A 21988-nucleotide genomic window follows, 5' to 3' on the forward strand; every position below is an offset into this window, starting at 1 on the left:
AAACGCCAGCAGCCGGAAGGTTACCGGCCGTAGACAAATGGCCGTAGCCGCACCACCCTTATGCCGCATCCTCCCGCAGGGTGAGACACCCGATTGGGTGAATAACAGTGGGGCGCCCCCGGCGGATACCCGCCGGAGACGCCCCTGAACCTGCACAGATCGATCTTCCGGCCCCCTAGTGGCGGCCCGCCCCGATCGGCTGACGGTCATTCCCCGGCCGGGCACCCTGGGCCGCGTCCACCTTGACCACGTTCGCCCGGTTCCCCGCGGCGTTGTGGTGCTCGATGGCGAGCAGCCCGAGCGCGTTGTCGGCCGCGGCCGACAACGCGTTCCGGGTGACGACCAGCGCCGTGCCCGGCTTGGCGACGTAGCCCAGCGCGGCGTCGCCGCCACCCTGGACCGCGTAGCCCGGCGCGAGCGCGTCGAACGACAGCGGCGTGCCGACGTAGTCGATCAGCCCGTTCGTCGTGCCCGGAGCGACGTAGAAGCCGCTGACGCCCACCGTGTAGGAGATGCGGTGGGTGTCGGCGGTCGCGTCGATGCCCAGCGCGGCCAGCGAAACCGGCAACGTGATCACGTTGGTGTCGAACACGTTGGTGTCGACGTCGCCGAGCTGCCCGTTGACGGCCTGGATGTCGACGGTCGGGAAGCCCGGGGTCAGCGCGACCGTGACCGCGATCAGGACGTCGGTCGCCGTCGCCTTGGTCACGTAGGTCTCGAAGTCCGGCGCGCCGTCCCCGGTGGTGTCGATGTCGACGAACGGCGACGTGTTGCTGCCGATGTTCGCCCAGTCGCTCCAGGTGGACAGGCCGAACGCGAGGATCGCGTTCTCCGGCTCACCCTGCGCCTTCGCCAGCGGAGCGGTGGAAGCCGCGCCGATGTAGCGGAGGTCGCCGCCCTTGGCGGTCCGGTTCACCGTGCAGTCGGTGATCACGTCCGCGTCGCACTCGGGCAGCTGCGGGGACTCCGCCTGCAGCTCGAGCACGCTGATCAGCGAGCGGTAGCGCTGCGCGCCGGTGCCCTGGTCGACGCCCTTGCCGCTCAGGTTCAGCACGGCCTGGGTGGCGTCGGGGGCGAACTTGACCGACGCCGGGGTCGAGATCGCCGAGACCGGCTTCGGCGCCGCGTAGACCGAGACCCGCAGCGGCACCTTGGCCCCGCTCTTCGGGGTGAAGGCGACGCGGCCGGAGGCGTCCGCGACGAACTGGCGGGCGAGCCCGGCCTGGACGGCCTGCATGGTCGGGTCCATGACCTTGCGCAGGGCCTTCGGGTCGGTGATCTTCAGCGTCACCTTGACCTTGGCGGTGCCGCGCGGCGAGAGCTTGACCGTCGGCGTGTCCACTGTGTACTCGACGCCCGGCAGTGCGTCGACCGCCTGGTAGGCCACCGAGTACTCGGCCGCCGTGACGCCCTTGTTGACCATCTTGATCGTCTTCGACAGCGTCACCGGGCCACCGGCTTCGACCGTCCCGAAGCTGACGCTGACCGCGCCCGGGTCGTCCTGGACGTAGGCGAGCACCTGGTTGTCCAGCGCCGCCTTGGCGTCGATCCGGCCGCTGCCGACACGCTGCGGCGCGAAGGTGTGGCCCGCGCCGTCGGTGACGTCGTGGCCGGCGGTGTCGATGACCGAGGCCTTGACCTCCTCGACCGACCAGTCCGGGTGGGACTGGCGGACCAGCGCCGTGATGCCCGTGGTGTGCGGGGCGGCCATCGACGTGCCGGACAGCACGGTCCGGCCGTTGCCGCTGCCGCGGAACGCCGAGGTGATCGTGTCACCGGGGGCGGCCACGTCCGGCTTGAGCGCCGGGCCGCGGGTGCCGCGCGAGGTGAACGAGCTCGGGGTGTCGACGATCTTCTTGTCGTACGTCTGGATCGACGCGCGACCGGTGCCGTAGAGGCGCACCTGCAGCGTGCCCGCGGTCAGCGACGCGCGCAGCGGCGCGGTCGCGGAGCCGGTGAACTGGAACATCGGGATCGCCGCGTTGCCCGCGATGCCCGCGCTGAAGTGCTCCAAAGTGGACGACAGGAGCGCGCCCTTGGCTCCCGCGGCCTGGGCGTTGTTCGCCCGGACGGCCGAACCGCACGCGCGGGTCGAGTCGTTGTCGTCCCACTCCAGCCAGACGAACTTGCCGGCCGCCTTCGCCTTGTCCGCCGCGGAGTACGCCGCGCAGCCCGCGTTGTTCGCCGCGGACAGCGCGACGACTGGAGCGATAAGGTTCAGCGTGTCGTAGCCGGCGTAGCTCTGGCTGTACTGGCCGGTCTTCTGGCCCTTGGCCGCGGCGGGCGCGGTGACCTCGGCGGCGTCGCGCAGGACACCCGCGTCCCGCGTGCTGGCCACGGTCAGCGCCTCGGGCGTGTTGCCCGGCGAGCCGGCGATGTCGTTGATGTCGCCGCCGTTGCCCGCGGAGATCACCGGGAGCACGTTGTTCGCGGCGAGCTTGCGCACGAACAGCGAATCCGGGTCGTCCGGCGCGCCGAAGTCGGAGCCCAGCGACAGGTTGACGATGTCGAGGTGGTCGGTGAAGTCGCCGTCGCCGTCCGGGTCGAGCGCCCAGTCGAGCGCCTGCGAGGTGACGTTCGTCGAGCCCGCGCAGCCGAACACCTTGATGGCGTAGAGGAGCGACTTCGGCGCCGTGCCCGGGCCGATCTGCATCGCGTCGACCTTCTTGGCGTCGAGCTTCTTGTAGTCGCCCTTGAAGGTCTTGCCGTCGGCGGTGACGCCGAAGCCGCCGATGGTGCCGGCGACGTGCGTGCCGTGCTCACCGCAGGCCAGCGGGTTCGGGTCCGGCGCCGGGGTGGTCTTGCCGGGCGTCGCGGCGTCGTAGTCGTTGCCGACGAGGTCGGTGCCGCCGACGACCTTGGCGCTCGGGAACAGCGGGGTCGGCTTGGTGCTGTCGACGCTCTTGTAGGCCGCCGGCGTGCCGGGGCCGCCGAAGTCGGCGTGGGTGTAGTCGATGCCGTCGTCGATGACGCCGACGCGGACGCCGTCGCCGAACTTGCCGGTCTGCTGCCACGCGGCGAGCGTGTTGGTCAGCTGCTCGGCGCTGGCGTTGGTCCGGGTCTTCGGCACGACGGTCCGCACCGAGACGACGTCGGCGCGCTTCGCGACGTCACGCAGCTTCGCGGCGTCGGCGGTGACGACGACGCCGGGGACGGCGTTGGCCGTCTGGGTGACGGTCTGGGGCTGGGCGCCGGCGGTGCGCAGCTGGCCGAGCACGGAGCTCACGGCGGCGGCGGTGTCGTCCTTGGCCGCGCGGGCCGCCCGCTTGGCGGACTCCTTGCCCTGGGGCTGCGCGGCGGTGAACGCGTCGACGGCGGGCTTCTTGGCCAGCTCGACGAACGCGGTGACGCGGCCCTGCGCGGCGGCCAGACGCGGCTCGACCTTGCCCTGCAGCTTGGCGTCGTCGATCTTCGCCGGCGAGACGCCGTCGGCGAGCGGAGCGTCTGCCGCGCTCGCGACGGGCCCCCCGAGCGCGGCGGCCAGCACGACGGCGAAGGCCGCCGTCGTGGCGCGCGCGGGTAAGCGGGATCTGCTCATGAGTGGGCCCCTTACTCGAGGTCTGGACCCGAACCTGCCTGCCGCTCCTGGCACCCCCGACGGTGAAGCACGGCAACCGCGCCGTGCCCTCGACGACGCGTGGTTCAACCTCGCGGGGAGAACCTAATGCCCCAAAACACCTACTTAGGTAGGCAAAGAAGTCCGTTATGTGAATGTGATTGCCGATACTCTCGTCAGCCATGCACCGCTACGAGCCCCGGAACGACCTCGCGTTCAGTCTGCTGCGCAACGGTCCGGTGACACTGTTCTGGCGGCCGCGGCTGCTGACCGAGACGACGGATTGGCTGGCGGAGCACGGCTACCAGGTCACCCGGCTGAGTGCGCACGAGTGGACGGCCGATCACGACATGCACACCGCCGTCGCCGCGGCGCTCGACTTCCCGGATTACTACGGGCAGAACCTCGACGCGCTCAACGACTGCCTGCGTGACGTCATCGCCCGCGACTACGGGTGGTCGCCGGACTCGGCCGGGCTCGCGATCGTGTTCACCGGCTACGACGCGTACGCCGCGCGCAGTCCGCGGTCGGCCCAGATCGTGCTGGACCTCCTGGCGAGCCACTCACGGGTCGCGATGCTGTTCGGCCGTCCGCTCGTCGTCCTGGTGCAGAGCAACGATCCGGACATCCTCTTCGCACCGGTCGGCGCTTCGTCCGTGAGCTGGAATCGCGCCGAGTGGCTGAACGCGAACCGAGGGCCCGGAAACGCCTGAAGGCCCCCTCGCCGAATGCGGCGAAGGGGCCTTCAGGGCCGGAGACCTCAGCTGAAGTCGACGGCGCGGATCGTGTGCGCGCCCACCGCGGCGCCGATCGGCTCCAGCAGGTGGGCATCGATGTGGCGGTCGACGCGCAGCAGCATCACGGCGTCGGAGCCGTCGGTGGTCTGGCTGATCTGCGCGGCCTCGATGTTGATGCCGGCTTCGCCGAGCAGCGTGCCGACGCGGCCCATCACGCCCGGGCGGTCCGGGTACTCGACCAGCAGTACGGTGCCCTCGGCGCGCAGGTCGAACCCGCGGCCGTTGACCTCGACGAGCTTCTCGGCCTCGTCCTTGCCGGTGACCGAGCCGGACACCGTCAGCGTCGCGCCGTCGGCGTGCACCGCGCGCAGGGTGACCAGGTTGCGGAACTTGGGGCTCTCCGACTCCGTGGTCAGCTGCACCTGGACGCCGAGCTTCTCGGCCAGCTGCGGCGCGTTGACGAACGTGACCTGGTCCTCGACCACGCCGGTGAACACCCCGCGCAGCGCGGCCAGCTGCAGCACGCCGGTGTCTTCGTTGGACAGCTCGCCCTTGACGACGACCTCGACCGACGTCGGCGCCTTCGGGTTGAGCGCGGTGAGCAGCGTGCCCAGCTTCTGCACCAGCGATAGGTACGGGCGCACGTGCTCGCCGACCGTGCCGCCGCCGGAGACGTTCACCGCGTCCGGCACGAAGTCGCCGCGCAGGGCCAGCAGCGTCGACTTCGCGACGTCGGTGCCCGCGCGGTCCTGCGCCTCGGCCGTGGACGCGCCCAGGTGCGGGGTGACGACGACGTTCTCCAGCTCGAACAGCGGGCTGGACGTGGTCGGCTCGGTGACGAAGACGTCGACGCCGGCACCGCCGACGTGGCCCGAGCGCAGCGCGTCGGCCAGGTCCTGCTCGACGATCAGCCCGCCGCGGGCGGCGTTCACGATGATGACGCCCGGCTTGGTCTTCTTCAGCGCGGCGGCGTCGATGAGGCCCTTGGTCTCCGGGGTCTTCGGCAGGTGGATGGAGATCGCGTCGGCGCGGGTCAGCAGCTCGTCGAGGGTGACGAGCTCGATGCCCAGCTGCGCGGCGCGCGCGGCCGAGACGTAGGGGTCGTACGCGATGAGCTTGGCGTCGAACGCGGCGAGGCGCTGCGCGAACAGCTGGCCGATCTTGCCGAGGCCGACCACGCCGACGATCTTGCCCTGCAGCTCGACACCGGAGAACGAGCTGCGCTTCCACTCGCCGCCGCGCAGGCTCTGGTCGGCGGCCGGGATGCGGCGCGCGACGGCCAGCAGCAGCGCTACGGCGTGCTCGGCGGCGGAGACGATGTTGGACGTCGGGGCGTTCACGACGAGGACACCGCGCTCGGTGGCGGCGGGCACCTCGACGTTGTCCAGGCCGACCCCGGCCCGGGCGACGACCTTGAGCTGGGACGTGGCGGCGAAGACCTCGGCGTCGACCTTGGTCGCGGACCGGACCAGGAGCGCGTCGGCGCTCTTCACCGCCTCCAGCAGCGCGGATCGGTCCGTGCCGTCGACGTGCCGGACCTCCACCTCGTCACCGAACACACTCAGCACGGAGGGGGCGAGCTTCTCCGCGATGAGGACGACGGGTTTGCTGGGCTTGCTCACGATGCGGCTCCCACTATCTGGTCATTTCCAGGACGCTCTGTGTCTACAGACGGTCTCAGCACGTCGTTGTGCGCCAGTCGAGCGGGAGTTTAACGCGCAGGAGCACGTCCTGGCTTCCCACGGTGTTAACGCGCTCGTAATCCCTCGAAAACAAGAGCCAGCAGGCGCTGCATGCCCGCCTCGCCGGGCAGGTGCGGCCCCGCCCAGGATGCCGCGTGCAGCAACAGAAGCAGTTCGTGCGTGGTGACGTCCGCGCGCAGCTCCCCCGCCGCCTTCGCACGTTCCACCAGCTGGGACGCCGCGTCCCGCATGGCGTGACACGAAGCGTACAAGCGGGACGTCTCGTCGTTGAGCGCGTCGGCGGTCAGCTCGGCCAAGCCTCGGAAGGTGCCGGTGGTGTCGCCGAGCCCGAGCAGCCACGCCTGCAGCGCGTCAAGGGGCGCCGGGTCGGTGAGCAGCTCGCGGGCCCGCTCGGCCTGGCCGTCGAACCGGGCCCGCAGGAGGGTCTCGAGCAGGGCGTCCCGGGTCGGGAAGTGCCGGTAGAGCGTGCCGATGCCGACGCCGGCCCGGCGGGCGATGTCCTCCAGCGACGCCTCGACGCCGTGTTCGGCGAAGGCGCGCTGCGCCTCCTCCAGGAGGCGTTCGTAGTTGCGGCGGGCGTCCGCGCGCATCGGCTTGACTTCGGTCATCGCCCTTCCGAGCTTACCGGGTAGCCAATCGGAGGCTGCCTCCGTATATTAACCGGAGGCAGCCTCATATTACTGGAGGGACGAGGATGACCCTGATCGAAGAAACCCGGGCCCGGCTCGGCGCCATCGGCGCCTGGCTGCCGAGTGCCCCGCTGGCCCCGCCGCCGGACGTCGAGCGCGCGGCCACCCGCCGGCTCGCCGAGCTCGGCTACCGCTCGGTCTGGAGCGGCGAAGGCCCCGGCTCGCGCGAGGTGTTCGCCCACTTCGGCGACCTGCTCGCGTCGGTGCCGGACGTCGTGCTCGGCACCGGCATCGCCAACCTCTGGGCCCGGCCGGGGGTGACCGCCGAGAAGGGCGGCGCCACGCTCGCCCAAGCGCATCCCGGCCGGTTCGTGCTCGGCGTCGGCGTCGGGCACGCGTTCCAGGCGGCGAAGGCCGGCGAGGCGTACCGGCCGCTGGACCGGATGCGCGCCTACCTGTTCGAAATGGACACCATCGCCGCGGAAAACCCGTCCCCGGTGGCGTTTCCGCGTGTGCTGGCCGCCGTCGGGCCGAAGATGCTGGCGTTGTCGCGCGACCACGCCGACGGCGCGCACCCGTTCGCCCAGCCCGTCAGCCACACGCCGTACGCCCGCGAGATCCTCGGGCCGGACAAGCTGCTGATCCCGCAGCAGACGGTGCTGCTCGGCACCCGCGAGGACGCCCGCGAAAGCGTCCGGAAGCGGGTGGCGCTCTCGCGCGAGCACCACATCGAGGCCTACCTCGCGGGCTGGAAACGGCTCGGCTACACCGAAGCCGACATCGACGGCCCGAGCGACCGGTTCGTCGACGACCTCGTCCTGTGGGGTGACGCGGGAACCATCGCGAAACGCCTCGACGAGCTGCTCGACGCGGGCGCGGACCACGTGCTGCTGACGCCGTCCGCGGCCACGTTCGACTCCACTGTGGACATCCTGGCCGAGCTGGCGCCGGCGGTGGTCCGGTGAACGTCGGGATCTGGCAGTTCTTCGAGGACGCCCCGATCGGCGAGCTGCGGGAGACCGCCGCCGAAGTCGAGGAACTGGGCTTCGACACGCTCTGGTTCGGCGAGTACGCCGGGCGCGAGGCGTTCACCCAGGCCGCGCTGATCCTGGCGGCGACCTCGCGCCTCACCGTGGCCACCGGGATCGCCCGCTTCGACCGGCGGGCGCCGATCACGGCGGAGGCGGCGACGCGCGCGCTGGGCGAGGCCTACCCGGGCCGGTTCACCGTCGGGCTCGGCGGCCACTTCCCCGGGGCGCGCCCGATTTCGGCGATGCGCGAGTACCTGGCCGGGATGGACGCGGCCGAGCTGCCGGGGCTGCCACCGCCGGCACCCCGCCCGCGCCGGCTGCTCGCGGCGCTCGGCCCACGCGCCCTCGACCTGGCGGCCGAGCGGGCGGACGGCGCCCACCCGTACTTCGTCCCGCCGGAGCACACGGCGGTGGCGCGGGAACGGCTCGGCCCGGGCAAGTACCTGGCCGTCGAGCAGGCGGTGGTGCTGGACGCGTCTCCCGAGGCGGCCCGCGAAGCGGCCCGGGAGCACGTCGGCACGTACGTGAAGCTCGCCCCGCACCACCAGGCCAACCTCCGCCGGCTCGGCTTCACCGACGAGGACCTGGCCGACGGCGGCAGCGACCGCCTCGTCGAAGCCCTGGTCGCCTTCGGCGGCGAGCAGCGGGTAACCGACCGGATCCGGGCCCACCTCGACGCCGGCGCCGACCACGTCTGCGTCCAGGTCCTGGCCCGCACCAAGGACTCCTACCGCCGGCTGTCCACACTCATCCCCTGACCGGGGTACGCTGGCGGGACGCGGTGAGGGCCGCGTCCCGTCCGCGGAAAGGGCCGAGCCCACCCCCGCAGCACCGCACCACCAGCTCCGCACCTTCTTTCCTGCCCGGTGCCGGCGGACCACGGGCGCCCGAGGAAAGGAGGCACCATGGGCACGTTGCCCGCCAAACCCAGCCTGGACCAGCTGCGCAAACGCGCGAAAGACCTCGCGCGCGCCGAAACCGTGAAACTGTCCGAAGCGCAGTTCCGGATCGCGCGCGAGCACGGTTTCCCGAGCTGGCCGAAGCTGCAGGCGTACGTCCGGCGCGTCACCGAGCACGGCGAAACCCTGCAGCACCCGTACCACCAGGACGTCCACTACTACGCCGGGCGCGCGCTCGGCCTGCTCGCGTCCGCGGAAGACGAGACGCCCGGCGCGCGCGAGCCGTTCGACCGCTGGAGCCAGCCGGTCACCCGCGACGGCGCCCGCGTGGTCGTCGCCCGCGAACACGGTTTCGTTTCCTGGAAAGCACTTCGTGAGCACATCAAGTCACTTGTGGACAGTGGTGAGCCGTTCGCCCGGGCGTACCGCGCGGTCGAAGCGCAGGATCCCGACGCGCTGGCGACCCTCCTCGACGGGTTCCCCGGGCTCGTCACCGCCCGCGGCACCAACGGCAACGACCTGCTCGGCATGGCCGGCGCGACCGGCGACGAGCGGCTCAGCCGGGTCCTGCTGGACCACGGCGCGGACCCGGCACGCGGCAACGTCCACGGCTGGACACCGCTGCACCAGGCCACCTACAGCAACCAGGCGCGGCTCGTCGACCTCCTGCTCGACGCGGGCGCGCCGGTCGCCGTCTCCGCGCGCGGAGACGGCGGTACTCCCCTGGTCGTCGCCTTGTTCTGGGGACACCGCAAGGCGGCGGAGAAGCTGGCGGCCCGGGATCTCGCCCCCGGCAACCTGCGCGTCGCGGCCGGGCTCGGCCACGCGGACCTCTTGGACGAACTGCTGAAACCGGACGGCACACTGGCCCCGGCCGCGGGTGCACACCGCGGCTTCTACCGGCCGCACAGCGGTTTCCCGGCCTGGCGCCCGGGCGACGACCCGGCGGAGGTCCGCGACGAGGCCCTGGCCTGGGCGGCCCGCAACGACCGCGCCGGCGCCCTGCGCACGCTCGTCGCGCGCGGCGCCCGCATCGACGCCGACGTCTACCGCGGCACGGCCCTGACCTGGGCGGCCGCGTCCGGCAAGCTCGCGGCGGTCCGGACGTTGCTGGACCTCGGCGCCGACGTGAACCACGCGGGCACGTTCGGCGGCCCGAACCACGGTGAAGGCGCCACCGCCCTGCACCTGGCGGCGCAGTCCGGGCACCTCGACGTGATCCGGGTGCTCGTCGAGGGCGGCGCCGATCTCACCGCGCGGGACGCGCTGTTCGACAGCACCCCGGAGTCCTGGGCCGAGCACTGCGACCAGCCCGCCGCGAAGGAGCTGCTGGCTGCTCTGTAGACAACCGGAGTCTGTAGTCCGTATCGTCTAGACGGACTACAGACTCCGTTTTGTCTTCTGGGAGGACCTTGTGAACTCACCCCGCGACGTGTTCGCCGCGCTGTCCGACGGCATCGGCGAAGGACGGTTCGGCGAGCTTTCCGCGCTCTACGCCGAGGACACCGTCGTCGAGCACCCCCAGGCCGTGCCGCGGCCGACGCGCATCACCGGCCGCGCGGCCGTCCACGAGCGGTTCGCCGGCCCGCTCGCCGGGTTGGTCCGGCTCAAGCCCAAGAACGTCGTCGTCCACGAGACCACGGACCCCGAGGTGATCGTCGCCGAGTACGACTACGACGCCGAGTCGGTCGAGACCGGCAAGACCGACGTCACGGCCAACATCCAGGTTCTGCGGATCCGCGACGGCCTGATCGCCGGATCCCGCGACTACCACGACTACCTGCGGCTCGCCGCGATCCGCGACGGCGTCGGCCAGCTGCCGAAGGCGTACCAACAGGCGCCGCCGCGGGAACTCTCGCCGGTCACGCCGGAGAGCGCGGGCAGTGTGTTCGAGCGGCTCGTCCACGGCGTCGCGGGCGCGCGCTGGGACGAGCTGCCGGAGCTGTACGCCGAGGAAACCCACGTGACGCACCCGTTCCTGCCGGGCTCGGGCGTGGTGCGGACGCGCGACGAGCTGCGCGCGCACTTCGAAGCCGGGAAGGCGCTCAACCCCGGCTTTTCGGTCGCGGACCTGGTCACCCACCAGACCACGGACCCGGAGGTGCTGATCGGCGAGTTCGCCTACCAGGGCGAGTACGGCGGCCGTCCGGTGCGGATCGCGAACATCTTCGTCCTGCGGATCCGCGACGGCCTGATCGTCGAGTCCCGCGACTACGGCGACCACCTCGCCGTCGCCGGCGACACCGGGACGATCCCCGCATTGGCCGCCCGCCTGGGTTCCTAGGCTCCAGGGAAGTCGAACTCGCCGTCGCGGACGCCCTTCACGAAGGCGTCCCACTCCGCGGGGGTGAAGACGAGGACCGTGCCGCCGGGGTCCGTCGACTTCCGCATCGCGACGTAGGTGACGTCGTCGGTGTGCGGGATGAACGCGTATTCGGCGACCTCGTCGAGCGCGGCGCCCTCGGGCTCGGCCCGGATCCACTCGGCCTCGGTGAAGTCCAGGTGGTGCCGGATGTGCGCCTTGTCGTCGGCCGGCTGCTCGCTCATACCACCAGCGTAACCACCCGGGCACCGAACGAAACCGCTCCCCTGCCCCGGAAAGCCGTGAAGGCCCCCTTACCGGCATCTTGCGCCGGCAAGGGGGCCTTCACGGACCTTGCGAAACTCAGGCGGTCTCGGTGATCGGCCGATCCACCCACGACATCAGGTCGCGCAGCTTCTTGCCGGTCGCCTCGATCGGGTGCTGGTTGCCCTGCTCCTCGAGCTTGGTGAAGTTCGGCCGGCCGGCCTCGTCCTCGGCGACCCATTCGCGGGCGAACGTGCCGTCCTGGATCTCGCCGAGGATCTTCTTCATCTCTTCCTTGACCGTCGGCGAGATGACGCGCGGGCCGCGGGTCAGGTCGCCGTACTCGGCGGTGTCGGAGATCGAGTAGCGCTGGCGCGCGATGCCGCCCTCGTACATCAGGTCGACGATCAGCTTCAGCTCGTGCAGCACCTCGAAGTAGGCGATCTCCGGGGCGTAACCGGCCTCGGTGAGCACCTCGAAACCGGTCTGCACCAGCGCGGACGCGCCACCGCAGAGCACAGCCTGCTCGCCGAAGAGGTCGGTCTCGGTCTCCTCGGTGAAGGTCGTCTTGATGACACCGGCGCGGGCACCGCCGATGGCCGCGGCGTAGGACAGCGCGAGCGCTTGGGCGTTGCCGGTGGCGTCCTGCTCGACCGCGATGAGCGCCGGGACGCCCTTGCCGTCGACGAACTGGCGGCGCACGAGGTGGCCCGGGCCCTTCGGGGCGACCATGGCGACGTCCACGTTGGACGGCGGCTTGATCAGGTCGTAGCGGATGTTGAAGCCGTGCCCGAAGAAGATCGCGTCGCCGTCCTTGAGGTTCGGCGCGATGTCCTGCTCGTAGATGTGGCGCTGCTTCGTGTCCGGCGCCAGGATCATGATCAGGTCGGCTTCGGCCGACGCCTCGGCCGGGGTGAGCACGCGCAGGCCCTGCTCCTCGGCCTTCGCCCGCGACTTGGACCCCTCGGGCAGGCCGATGCGGACGTCGACGCCGGAGTCGCGCAGGCTCAGCGAGTGGGCGTGGCCCTGGCTGCCGTAGCCGATGACAGCGACCTTGCGCCCCTGGATGATCGAGAGGTCGGCGTCGTCGTCGTAGAAGATTTCCACTGCCATGGGGGTTACTGCTTCCTTTCGAGACTTACTTCTTTAACGCGGTGATGTGGCGGTGATGGAACGGGCGCCCCGCCCCACCGCGACCATGCCTGACTGCACCAGCTCGCGGATGCCATACGGCTCCAGCATCCGCAGCAGGGCACCGATCTTGTCGGACGTCCCCGTGGCTTCGACGGTGAGCGCCTCCGGGGAGACGTCCACCACCTTGGCCCGGAAGAGCTGGACGGTTTCGAGGACCTGGCTGCGCACGGTGTTGTCGGCGCGAACCTTCACGAGCAGCAGTTCGCGCTGCACGGCGGTCGACTGCTCCAGCTCGACGATCTTGATCACGTTGACCAGCTTGTTGAGCTGTTTGGTCACCTGTTCGAGCGGTAGCTCTTCGACGGCGACCACGATCGTCATGCGGGACACCTCGGGGTTCTCCGTGGGCCCGACGGCGAGGGACTCGATGTTGAAACCGCGGCGGGAGAACAGGCCCGAGACGCGCGCGAGCACACCCGGCTTGTTCTCGACCAGGACACTCAGCGTGTGGACGCTCATCTCAGCGCTCACCTTCCCCAGCGGCTTCCGCGGCGGCTTCGGTCGTCTCCACCGAAACCTCGTCGTCGTCGAACAGCGGCCGGATGCCCCGGACCGCCATGATCTCGTCGTTTCCGGTGCCGGCCGCGACCATCGGCCACACCTGGGCATCCTTCCCCACGACGAAGTCGATCACGACGGGGCGGTCGTTGATCTCCATCGCGCGGCGGATGGTGGCGTCGACGTCTTCCTTCGTCTCGCAGCGCAGCCCGGCGCAGCCCAGCGCCTCGGCGAGCAGCACGAAGTCCGGGATGCGGTGCTTGTGCGTGCCGAGGTCGGTGTTGGAGTACCGCCCCGAGTAGAAGAGGTTCTGCCACTGCCGGACCATGCCCAGGTTGCCGTTGTTGATGACGGCGACCTTGATCGGCGCGCCCTCGATGGCGCAGGTGGCCAGCTCCTGGTTGGTCATCTGGAAGCAGCCGTCGCCGTCGATCGCCCACACCTGGGTGCCGGGAACGCCGAACTGCGCGCCCATCGCCGCGGGCACCGCGTAGCCCATGGTGCCGAGGCCGCCGGAGTTGATCCAGGTGCGCGGGTTCTCGTACTTGACGAACTGCGCGGCCCACATCTGGTGCTGGCCGACGCCGGCGGCGTACACCGCGTCCGGGCCGACGATCTGGCCGATCCGCTCGATGACGTACTGCGGTGACAGCGAGCCGTCGTCCGGCCACTCGTAACCGGCCGGGTAGTTCTTGCGCCAGCCGTCGGCCTGGGTCCACCAGTCGGTGAGGTCGGGCTTGCCACCGTGGTCGAACTCGGTCTGCACGGCGGTGATCAGCTCGCCGATGATCTCCTTGCAGTCGCCCACGATCGGGACGTCCGCCTTGCGGTTCTTGGAGATCTCGGCCGGGTCGATGTCGGCGTGCACGATGGCGGCGTCCGGCGCGAACGACGAGAGCTGGCCGGTGACGCGGTCGTCGAACCGGGCGCCGAGCGCGATCAGCAGGTCGGCGCGCTGCATCGCGGCGACGGCGGCGACCGTGCCGTGCATGCCCGGCATGCCGAGGTGCTGCGGGTGCGAGTCGGGGAACGCGCCGCGCGCCATCAGCGTGGTGACGACGGGGATGCCGGTCAGCTCGGCGAGCTGCTTCAGCTGCTCGTGCGCCTCCGCCTTGATCACGCCGCCGCCGACGTAGAGCACCGGGCGGCGCGACTTCGCGACGAGCTTCGCGGCTTCGCGGACCTGCTTGCCGTGCGGGCGCAGCGTCGGGCGGTAACCCGGGAGGCGCAGCTCGGTCGGCCAGGAGAACGAGGTCATCTCCTGCAGCACGTCCTTGGGGATGTCCACCAGCACCGGGCCGGGTCGGCCCGTGGACGCCAGGTGGAACGCCTCGGCGATGGTCCGCGGGATGTCCGCTGGGTCCGTGACGAGGAAGTTGTGCTTGGTGATCGGCATCGTGATGCCGCAGATGTCGGCTTCCTGGAACGCGTCGGTGCCGATCAGCGCCCGGCTCTGCTGGCCGGTGATGGCCACGACCGGGACGGAGTCCATGTTCGCGTCGGCCAGCGGGGTGACCAGGTTCGTCGCGCCGGGGCCGGAGGTGGCCATGCAGACGCCGACCTTGCCGGTGGCCTGCGCGTAGCCGGTGGCCGCGTGGCCCGCGCCCTGCTCGTGGCGGACCAGGATGTGGCGGACCTTCGTGGAGTCCAGCAGCGGGTCGTAGGCGGGCAGGATGGTGCCGCCCGGAATCCCGAAGACCACCTCGGCGCCGACGGCCTCGAGCGAGCGCACGAGCGACTGCGCGCCGGTGACGCGCACCGGGGTTCCCGCCGGTGGCGCCGGCTTCGGACGTGCTCCTGGCGCGCCGGGCGCCGGGCCCGGCTTCGTCGGGTTTGTGGCACTGGTCATCGGTTCTGCCTCGTGGGTCTCGGTGTCACTCGTTCGGGTCGGTTTTGTGCGGTGGGGCCAGGAATTGCTTCCCTCGGGCAACAAAAAACCCTCGCCGACCGTAAGGTCGCACGAGGGTCGCGCGTCGACGCAGCGGAAAGACTTCCCTAAGCGTCGACGCGCTTGGGAAGTACGAGGCCGGTCAGCGGTGTCACGACGCTGACGCTAGTCCGAAGGTCTCTCAAGTGTCAACTCTGCGGGACGGAGAGTCCGCATCGTGGACATCGGCGCGGCGCGTGTCACGTCCGCACCGACCCGGTTTCCCGTGCTCGCGCCGGGCGGTGCACCATTTCGGCGTGGCCGAAAAAGAGCAGGACACGGGCCGGAAGGCCGTCTTCCGCATCCCCCGCACGTCGTTCATGGCGATCGCGCTCCTGACGATCTGTGTGACGCCGATCGCCCTCGGGGAAATCCCGTACCTGCAGTGGCTCTACGTCTTCCCGATCGCGCTGGCGGTGTTCGTGATCCGCACCCGCACCGTCGCGACGCGCGACGGCCTGGCGACGCGCACGATGTTCGGCCACCGCGACGTGCCGTGGTCGGCGTTGAAGGGGCTGGCGATCACCAAGCGGTCCCGCGTCCAGGCGGTGCTGACGGACGACACGAAGGTGCCGCTGCCGACCGTGCGGACCCGGCACCTGCCGGTGTTGTCACTGGTGAGCGAGGGCCTCGTCGCCGACCCGAGCGGGCTGCTCGACAACGAGGACGTCAGGCCGGTCAAGCCCGAGACGTCGCCCAGCGAGTAACCCCCACGGCGGCGCGGCCCCGTGAAGGTCTAAATTGGTAGGACCAGTTTCTGCGGAGCGTCCCGAACCTCCGCCTGGCCCCCATCCGACCTGGGAGTTCGCCGTGCCGCCTCTCCGTTCCCGGACCACCACCCACGGCCGCAACGCGGCGGGCGCGCGCTCGCTCTGGCGCGCCACCGGCATGACCGACAGCGACTTCGGCAAGCCGATCGTGGCGATCGCCAACTCCTACACGCAGTTCGTGCCCGGCCACGTGCACCTCAAGGACCTCGGCGAGATCGTCGCCGGCGCGGTCAAGGAAGCCGGCGGCGTCGCGCGCGAGTTCCACACGATCGCCGTCGACGACGGCATCGCGATGGGCCACTCCGGCATGCTCTACTCGCTGCCCTCGCGCGAGATCATCGCCGACTCGGTCGAGTACATGGTCAACGCGCACCAGGCCGACGCCCTCGTCTGCATCTCCAACTGCGACAAGATCACCCCGGGCATGCTCAACGCCGCGATGCGGCTGAACATCCCGGTCGTGTTCGTCTCCGGCGGGCCGATGGAGGCCGGCAAGGCCGTGGTCGTCGGCGGCGTCGCGCAGGCCCCGACCGACCTGATCACCGCGATCGCCGCGTCGGCCAGCCCCGACGTCGACGAGGACGGGCTCGACATCGTCGAGCGCTCGGCCTGCCCGACCTGCGGTTCGTGCTCCGGCATGTTCACCGCGAACTCGATGAACTGCCTGACCGAGGCGCTGGGCCTGTCGCTGCCGGGCAACGGCTCGACGCTGGCCACGCACGCCGCGCGTCGCGCGCTGTTCGAGGAAGCCGGCCGGACGGTCGTCGAGCTCTGCAAGCGCTGGTACGAGCAGGACGACGACTCGGCCCTGCCGCGGACGATCGCGTCGAAGGCGGCGTTCGAGAACGCGATGGCCCTCGACATGGCGATGGGCGGCTCGACGAACACCGTGCTGCACATCCTCGCCGCCGCTCGCGAGGGCGAGGTCGACTTCACGATCGACGACATCGACGCGATCGGCCGTCGTGTCCCCTGCCTGTCCAAGGTGGCGCCGAACTCCGACTACCACATGGAAGACGTTCACCGGGCCGGCGGAATCCCGGCGATCCTCGGCGAGCTGTACCGCGGCGGGCTGCTCAACACCGACGTCCGCTCGGTGCACTCCCCCGACATCGAATCCTGGCTCTCCGCCTGGGACATCCGCGCTTCGTCGCCTTCTGACGTTGCGGTGGAACTCTTCCACGCGGCACCGGGCGGAGTCCGCACCACGCAAGCGTTCTCGACGGAGAACCGCTGGTCGTCCTTGGACACGGACGCCGCGGGCGGCTGCATCCGCGACGTCGAGCACGCGTACACGAAGGACGGCGGCCTGGCCATCCTGCGCGGCAACCTCGCCGAGAACGGCGCGGTGATCAAGTCCGCGGGCATCGACGAAGAGCTGTGGCACTTCGAAGGCCCGGCGCGGGTGCTGGAGAGCCAGGAGGAAGCCGTGTCGGCGATCCTCAAGAAGGAGATCCAGCCGGGCGAGGTCCTGGTCATCCGCTACGAAGGCCCCGCGGGCGGCCCGGGCATGCAGGAAATGCTGCACCCGACGGCATTCCTCAAGGGATCGGGCCTGGGCAAGAAGTGCGCCCTGATCACGGACGGCCGCTTTTCGGGCGGCTCATCCGGCATCTCGGTCGGCCACATCTCCCCGGAGGCGGCGGCGGGCGGCCTGATCGCGTTGGTGGAGAACGGCGACAGGATCGTCTTGGACGTCCACGAGCGCCGCCTGGAACTCCTGGTGGACGCGGAGATCCTGGCGGAGCGCCGGTCGAAGATGGAGACGACGGAGCGGCCGTGGCAGCCAAAGGACCGCGAGCGCCCCATCACGGCGGCCCTGCGGGCCTACGCCCGCATGGCGACTTCGGCCGACACGGGCGCGGTCCGCGACCCGAACAAGTAAGCCCCTGCTTCAGCCGTCGAAGGCCGTCCCCGGTTACCTGGGGGCGGCCTTCGGGCTTTCTCGACCGCGGTTTCCCTGGCGGACGGCCTTCGCGCGTTTCCCGACCATAGTTCCGCCTGGCGGGTCCACAGCCGGCCCTCCGAGTCAGAAGTTGTCCACAGGCCTCTATCGGGTCAGCACGATGACCACGACCGAGGCCGCCGCGGCCAGTAGCAGCGAGACCAGCCCGAGCGGCAACGGCCGCCGTCGCCAAGGTGTGTTCCGCTCCAGCGAAATCGGCCCGGCGCCGGTGAACAGCAGGCTCAACGCACCGAGACCGAGCACCAGCTCGAACTCGAAGCCCTGGCCCTGCCCCTCGAAGAACCCGCCGTGGAACTTCGCGTAGACCGCGTTCGCGGCGACCCCCAGCAACCCCGCCGCGGCCAGCGGCGTGAACAGCCCGACGACCACGAGCGCGCCGCCCGCGAGCTCCGTGATGCCGGTGATCCACGACAGCAGCGTCGTCTGCTTGTGGTAGCCGAACGTCTCCAGCATCCGCGCGAACCCGCCGACGCCCGGCCCGCCGAACAGGCCGAACAGGTGCTGCAGGCCGTGCGCCCCCATGGTCACGCCGATCGCCAGCCGCAGGATCAGCAGGCCGAGCCCGAGCCCGCCCTGGCGGGGACCGTCGTCGGCCGGCCCGTCGTCCTCGACACCCGACAGGACGCTGGTGGGCTGCTGCGAGAAGTCGTCTGCACTGGTCACGCGCGAAGGGTAGGGGATCCGCGCGGGCCTGGCGAGGCAGCGCGCCGCGCTCAGTACTCCCCGTGCACCAGGTTGTCCGGCAGCTCGCCCCCGGCGTACCGCGCGATCTCGGCCGCGGCGACGGCGTACGACCGCCCCCGCACGCCGCGCACGGCGCCGCCGATGTGCGGAGTCAGCAGCAGCCCCGGCACGGTCCACAGCGGGTGCCCGGCCGGCGGTGGCTCCGGATCGGTGACGTCGAGCGCGGCCCGCAACCGGCCCGTGGTCAGCTCGGCGACCAGGGCACCGGTGTCCACGACGCTGCCGCGCGCGACGTTGACCAGCACCGCGCCGTCCCGCATCTCGGCGAGGAAGTCCGCGTCGACCATCCCGCGGGTGCGCGAGGTCAGCGGCACCATCAGCACGACGGCGTCGTGCAGGCCGAGCAGCCCGGGCAGCTCCTGCACGCCGTGCACGCCGTCGCGTGCGGTCAGCCCGACCATGGTGCAGCGCGCGTCGAACGGCTCGAGCCGCCGCCGCAGGTGCTGCCCGAGGTCGCCGGCCCCGATCACGAGGACGCGCTTGCCCTGCAGCGTGTCGGCGGTCTGCCGCGCCCAGCGGCCCTCGCGGCGCGCGTCGGCGAAGACGTCGAGTTTGCGATAAATCGACAACAGCGCGGCGACGACCCACTCGGCGGTGCTGCCGCCGTGCGCGCCGCGGCAGGTGGACAGCAGGACGCCGTCCGGCACGTTGCCGATCCAGTCCTCGGCGCCGGCGGAAAGCAGCTGGATCAGCTTCAGGTTCGGCAGCGCGCGCCACAGCTCGTCGCCGGCGCGGTGCTTGCCGGGAATGAGCACCTCCGCCTTCGCGGCCTCGGGTGGCACCGGCTCGCCCCACTGGTAGCGCACCGGGAGCACCCGCGGCACCTCGGCCAGCACGGACAGCCCTTCGTCGTCGGGCACCAGCACGGTCAGCGTCATGATCGCCACGGTAATCGAGGAGTACTCACCCATGGTTCACGCACCGGCCCCTAGGCTGGGCGATCATGCGAACCCGGTACCGGTCGGCCCTGCTGGCGATCCTCGCCTGCGGCGCCCTGCTGCCCGCCGGTTGTGCGCGGTTCGACGACACCGCGGCGGGCCAGACGTTCAGCCCAGCGCCGGTCGCGAGCCCCGAATCACCCCCCGAGGTGCAGGGTCCGGGCTCGGACTCCGGTGGCGACGGCAAGCAGGCCCGCCCTGGTCAGCCCGCCACGACGATCCCGCCGCCGCAGGGCTGCAAGGATTTCGACCAGACGGTGATCGCGACCTGCCTGGACACGGTGGCCGCGGTCGCCGGTCTGCCGGGCGACGGCTCCACGCCGAGCGCGCTCGCGGGCGAGCGCAAGAGCGGCCGCGTCCTGCTGGCCACGGCCGGCAAGGACGCCACGGAGTTCGCGAAGCTCGACGTCCAGGCGGCCGGCGACGGCGGCCTGACCGGTCTCGCGCTGTCACCGTCGTACGTCGAGGACCAGCTCGTGTTCGCTTACGTGACGACGGCGACGGACAACCGCGTCGTCCGCTTCGCGAAGGGCCAGACGCCGAAGCCGGTGCTCACGGGCATCCCCAAGGGCGCGACCGGCAACCGCGGCTCGCTCGGCACGGACAACCGCGGCGCGCTCCTGGTCGCGACGGGCGACGCGGGCAACCCGAACGCGGCGGCCGACCCGTCGACGCTGGCGGGCAAGGTGCTGCGGATCGACACATCCGGCAAGGCCGCGGCGGGCAACCCGAAGGGCGCCATCGCGGTGGCGGCGGGCCTCCACGCCCCGGGCGGCCTGTGCGCCTCGGCCGACGGTGGTCGCGTCTGGGTCACCGACCGGCTGGCCGACAAAGACGCGCTGTACCGGGTCCAGACCGGCCAGCCGCTCACGGCCCCGGCGTGGACGTGGCCGGACAAGCCGGGCGTGGCGGGTTGCGCGGATTTCGTCGACGCCAACGGCTCGGTCTCGGTGGGCACGTCCCTGGCCGGAAACCTGCAGAACCTCCCGGTGACGGCGGAGGGCGCGGTCAGCGGCAAGCCGACGATCAGCCTCGACGGCAAGACGGGCAAACCCCCGATCACGTACGGCCGGCTCGCGGGCATCAGCATGATCAACCCCCAGCTGGCGGTAGCGGGAACGGTCAACAAGGACGGCGGCACCCCAGTCTCGAGCGACGACCGAGTGGTCCTGATCACACCAGCCACCTCCGGCGGCGGCAACGGCAAGGACTGACGGCCCGCCCTTTGCTCAACGCTGGTGCCGCGGTCGTAGTCGCGCCTGAGACAACGTCACCTGACCAGCCGCCCGGCGATCCGCCGGCTCCGGTCCAGCGGCGTCGTCGCCTGACCGACGACACCAGCGACACCCGCGCCTGCTCGCCCCAGCCGACCGTCGCCTGGTCAGGTTCAGCCCTGCCGTCGCCCAACCGACAACAGCACCAACATCCGCGCTTGCTTGCCCCAGCTGGCCGTCGTCAGGTCCATTCAGCCCTGTCGTCGCTGACCGACCACACCATCGGCACCCACGGCAGCGTCAGGTCCAGTTCAACCCTGTCGTCGCCGGACCGACCACGCCACCACCCGCGCCCGTTCGCGTCAGCCGACTGCCGTCAAGTCCAGCTCAGCCGCCTCGTCGCCCAACGGACCACATCACCAGTAGCCGAGCAACTGTCGGCAGCTCGGCGACCACACAAAGCCAGCGGCTCCCGATCAAGTCAGCGGCTTCAGCTCGACCCGTCGTCCCTCCGCGGACGACGTCAGCCCCGCCTCCGCGAGTTGCAGGCCCCTGGCGGCCGAGAAGAAGTCATAGCGGTGTTGCCGTCCGGCGACCACGTCGCGGACGAACTCCTCCCACTGCGCCTTGAACCCGTTGTCGAACTCGGCGTTGTCCGGCACCTCGGCCCACTGGTCCCGGAACGCCTCAGTCGCCGGCAGGTCCGGGTTCCACACCGGCTTCGGCGTCGCCGACCGGTGCTGCACGCGGCACCGCCGCAGACCGGCCACCGCGCTGCCCTCGGTGCCGTCGACCTGGAACTCGACCAGCTCGTCGCGGAAGACACGCACCGACCACGACGAGTTGATCTGCGCGATCGCCCCCGATTCCAGCTCGAAGATGCCGTACGCGGCGTCGTCCGCCGTCGCCGCGTACGCCTCGCCCTGCTCGTTCCAGCGACGCGGGATGTGCGTTGTCGCTTTCGCGGTCACCGCCGAAACCGGGCCGAACAGGTTCTCCAGCACGTAGTTCCAGTGGCAGAACATGTCGAGCACGATCCCGCCGCCGTCCTCGGCGCGGTAGTTCCAGCTCGGCCTCTGCGCATCCTGCCAGTCGCCCTCGAACACCCAGTAGCCGAATTCGCCGCGAACGGACAAGATGCGCCCGAAAAAGCCGCCATCCACCAGTCGCCGCAGCTTTCGCAGCCCGGGCAGGAACAGTTTGTCGTGCACGACGCCGTGACAGATCCCGGCGTCCCGAGCGAGACCCGCCAGCTCCAGCGCGGCCGTCAACGTATCGGCCAACGGCTTCTCGGCGTAGACGTGCTTGCCCGCGGCGATCGCCGCCCGCACCGCCGGCTCGCGCGCCGACGTCAGCTGCGCGTCGAAGTAGATCTGCACGTCCTCCAGCGCGGTGTCGACGTCGGTGGTCCACGACGTCAGGCCGTGCCGGTCGGCCAGCTCCTTGAGCTTGACCGCGTTGCGCCCGGCGAGGATCGGCTCGAGCTGCGCGCGGGTGCCGTCCGGCAGCGCCACTCCGCCCTGTTCGCGGAACGCCAGCACCGACCGCAGCAGGTGCTGCCGGTACCCCATCCGGCCGGTGACCCCGTTGAGCAGCACTCCGATGGTCTGGTTCAT

At 71.0% G+C, this 21988-nt stretch carries 18 protein-coding genes; 8 read left to right on the plus strand and 10 right to left on the minus strand.

The window, feature by feature from the left end; translation table 11 throughout:
- Positions 1–175 precede the first annotated feature (175 nt).
- A complete protein-coding gene (locus tag OG570_RS02455) occupies positions 176–3538 on the minus strand; it encodes a S8 family peptidase (protein WP_326955434.1) in 3363 nt (1120 codons plus the stop codon).
- A 200-nt stretch (positions 3539–3738) separates the two neighbouring features.
- Here OG570_RS02455 and OG570_RS02460 point away from each other — a divergent pair, with 200 nt between their 5' ends.
- Positions 3739–4269 (plus strand): barstar family protein, encoded by a 531-nt coding sequence (locus OG570_RS02460; RefSeq protein WP_326946889.1) that lies wholly within the window; start codon positions 3739–3741, stop codon positions 4267–4269.
- A 47-nt stretch (positions 4270–4316) separates the two neighbouring features.
- Here OG570_RS02460 and serA read toward each other — a convergent pair whose 3' ends face one another.
- Positions 4317–5915: a phosphoglycerate dehydrogenase gene (gene serA, locus OG570_RS02465; RefSeq protein ID WP_326946888.1), complete on the minus strand. Its 1599-nt coding sequence runs from the start codon at positions 5913–5915 to the stop codon at positions 4317–4319.
- Positions 5916–6040: 125 nt separating this feature from the next.
- Entirely contained in the window at positions 6041–6604 is a 564-nt protein-coding gene (locus OG570_RS02470) for a TetR/AcrR family transcriptional regulator (protein WP_326946887.1), read from the minus strand.
- Positions 6605–6690: 86 nt separating this feature from the next.
- On the opposite strand from OG570_RS02470, the gene OG570_RS02475 reads away from it, so the two are divergent.
- The 4 genes from OG570_RS02475 to OG570_RS02490 all read left to right on the plus strand — a co-directional run bounded on the left by OG570_RS02475 (position 6691) and on the right by OG570_RS02490 (position 10839).
- A complete protein-coding gene (locus tag OG570_RS02475) occupies positions 6691–7590 on the plus strand; it encodes a TIGR03620 family F420-dependent LLM class oxidoreductase (protein ID WP_326946886.1) in 900 nt (299 codons plus the stop codon).
- Positions 7587–8414 carry a TIGR03620 family F420-dependent LLM class oxidoreductase gene (locus tag OG570_RS02480; RefSeq protein ID WP_326955435.1) on the plus strand — a complete coding sequence of 276 codons (828 nt, stop codon included), beginning with the start codon at positions 7587–7589 and terminating at the stop codon, positions 8412–8414. The genes OG570_RS02475 and OG570_RS02480 overlap by 4 nt, the downstream gene beginning before the upstream one ends.
- A gap of 147 nt (positions 8415–8561) precedes the next feature.
- A complete protein-coding gene (locus tag OG570_RS02485; RefSeq protein WP_326955436.1) occupies positions 8562–9899 on the plus strand; it encodes an ankyrin repeat domain-containing protein in 1338 nt (445 codons plus the stop codon).
- Positions 9900–9969: 70 nt separating this feature from the next.
- Positions 9970–10839 carry a nuclear transport factor 2 family protein gene (locus OG570_RS02490; RefSeq protein WP_326955437.1) on the plus strand — a complete coding sequence of 290 codons (870 nt, stop codon included), beginning with the start codon at positions 9970–9972 and terminating at the stop codon, positions 10837–10839.
- On the opposite strand, the gene OG570_RS02495 is transcribed toward OG570_RS02490, so the two are convergent.
- From OG570_RS02495 to OG570_RS02510, 4 genes are all read right to left on the minus strand, one after another.
- Entirely contained in the window at positions 10836–11102 is a 267-nt protein-coding gene (locus OG570_RS02495) for a DUF397 domain-containing protein (RefSeq protein ID WP_326955438.1), read from the minus strand. The genes OG570_RS02490 and OG570_RS02495 overlap by 4 nt on opposite strands.
- 118 nt (positions 11103–11220) lie before the next feature.
- The gene (ilvC, locus tag OG570_RS02500) at positions 11221–12234 is read right to left on the minus strand and encodes a ketol-acid reductoisomerase (RefSeq protein WP_326955439.1); all 1014 of its coding nucleotides are present in this window, start codon (positions 12232–12234) and stop codon (positions 11221–11223) included.
- A gap of 33 nt (positions 12235–12267) precedes the next feature.
- Positions 12268–12774 carry an acetolactate synthase small subunit gene (gene ilvN, locus OG570_RS02505; RefSeq protein ID WP_003080760.1) on the minus strand — a complete coding sequence of 169 codons (507 nt, stop codon included), beginning with the start codon at positions 12772–12774 and terminating at the stop codon, positions 12268–12270.
- Between the two features lies 1 nt (position 12775).
- Positions 12776–14572, minus strand: coding sequence for an acetolactate synthase large subunit (locus OG570_RS02510; RefSeq protein ID WP_326951805.1), 1797 nt, complete (start codon positions 14570–14572; stop codon positions 12776–12778).
- 425 nt (positions 14573–14997) lie between these two features.
- Between OG570_RS02510 and OG570_RS02515 the strand changes: the two genes are divergently transcribed.
- Both OG570_RS02515 and ilvD read left to right on the plus strand, forming a co-directional pair.
- A complete protein-coding gene (locus OG570_RS02515; protein ID WP_326955440.1) occupies positions 14998–15447 on the plus strand; it encodes a PH domain-containing protein in 450 nt (149 codons plus the stop codon).
- A gap of 103 nt (positions 15448–15550) precedes the next feature.
- Positions 15551–17395, plus strand: a complete 1845-nt coding sequence (gene ilvD, locus OG570_RS02520) for a dihydroxy-acid dehydratase (RefSeq protein WP_326955441.1) — start codon at positions 15551–15553, stop codon at positions 17393–17395.
- A 165-nt stretch (positions 17396–17560) separates the two neighbouring features.
- Here the strand turns inward: ilvD and OG570_RS02525 are convergent, their stop codons facing one another.
- Together OG570_RS02525 and OG570_RS02530 are read right to left on the minus strand one after the other, a co-directional pair.
- Complete coding sequence (locus OG570_RS02525) at positions 17561–18139, minus strand: DoxX family protein (protein WP_326955442.1); 579 nt, start codon at positions 18137–18139, stop codon at positions 17561–17563.
- A gap of 50 nt (positions 18140–18189) precedes the next feature.
- Positions 18190–19098, minus strand: a complete 909-nt coding sequence (locus OG570_RS02530; protein ID WP_326946877.1) for a 2-hydroxyacid dehydrogenase — start codon at positions 19096–19098, stop codon at positions 18190–18192.
- A gap of 65 nt (positions 19099–19163) precedes the next feature.
- Between OG570_RS02530 and OG570_RS02535 the strand changes: the two genes are divergently transcribed.
- Complete coding sequence (locus OG570_RS02535) at positions 19164–20372, plus strand: PQQ-dependent sugar dehydrogenase (protein ID WP_326955443.1); 1209 nt, start codon at positions 19164–19166, stop codon at positions 20370–20372.
- A gap of 476 nt (positions 20373–20848) precedes the next feature.
- On the opposite strand, the gene OG570_RS02540 is transcribed toward OG570_RS02535, so the two are convergent.
- Positions 20849–21988, minus strand: coding sequence for a Gfo/Idh/MocA family protein (locus OG570_RS02540; RefSeq protein WP_326955444.1), 1140 nt, complete (start codon positions 21986–21988; stop codon positions 20849–20851).

The sequence above is a fragment of the Amycolatopsis sp. NBC_01286 genome, from assembly GCF_035982555.1.
Lineage (GTDB): Bacteria > Actinomycetota > Actinomycetes > Mycobacteriales > Pseudonocardiaceae > Amycolatopsis.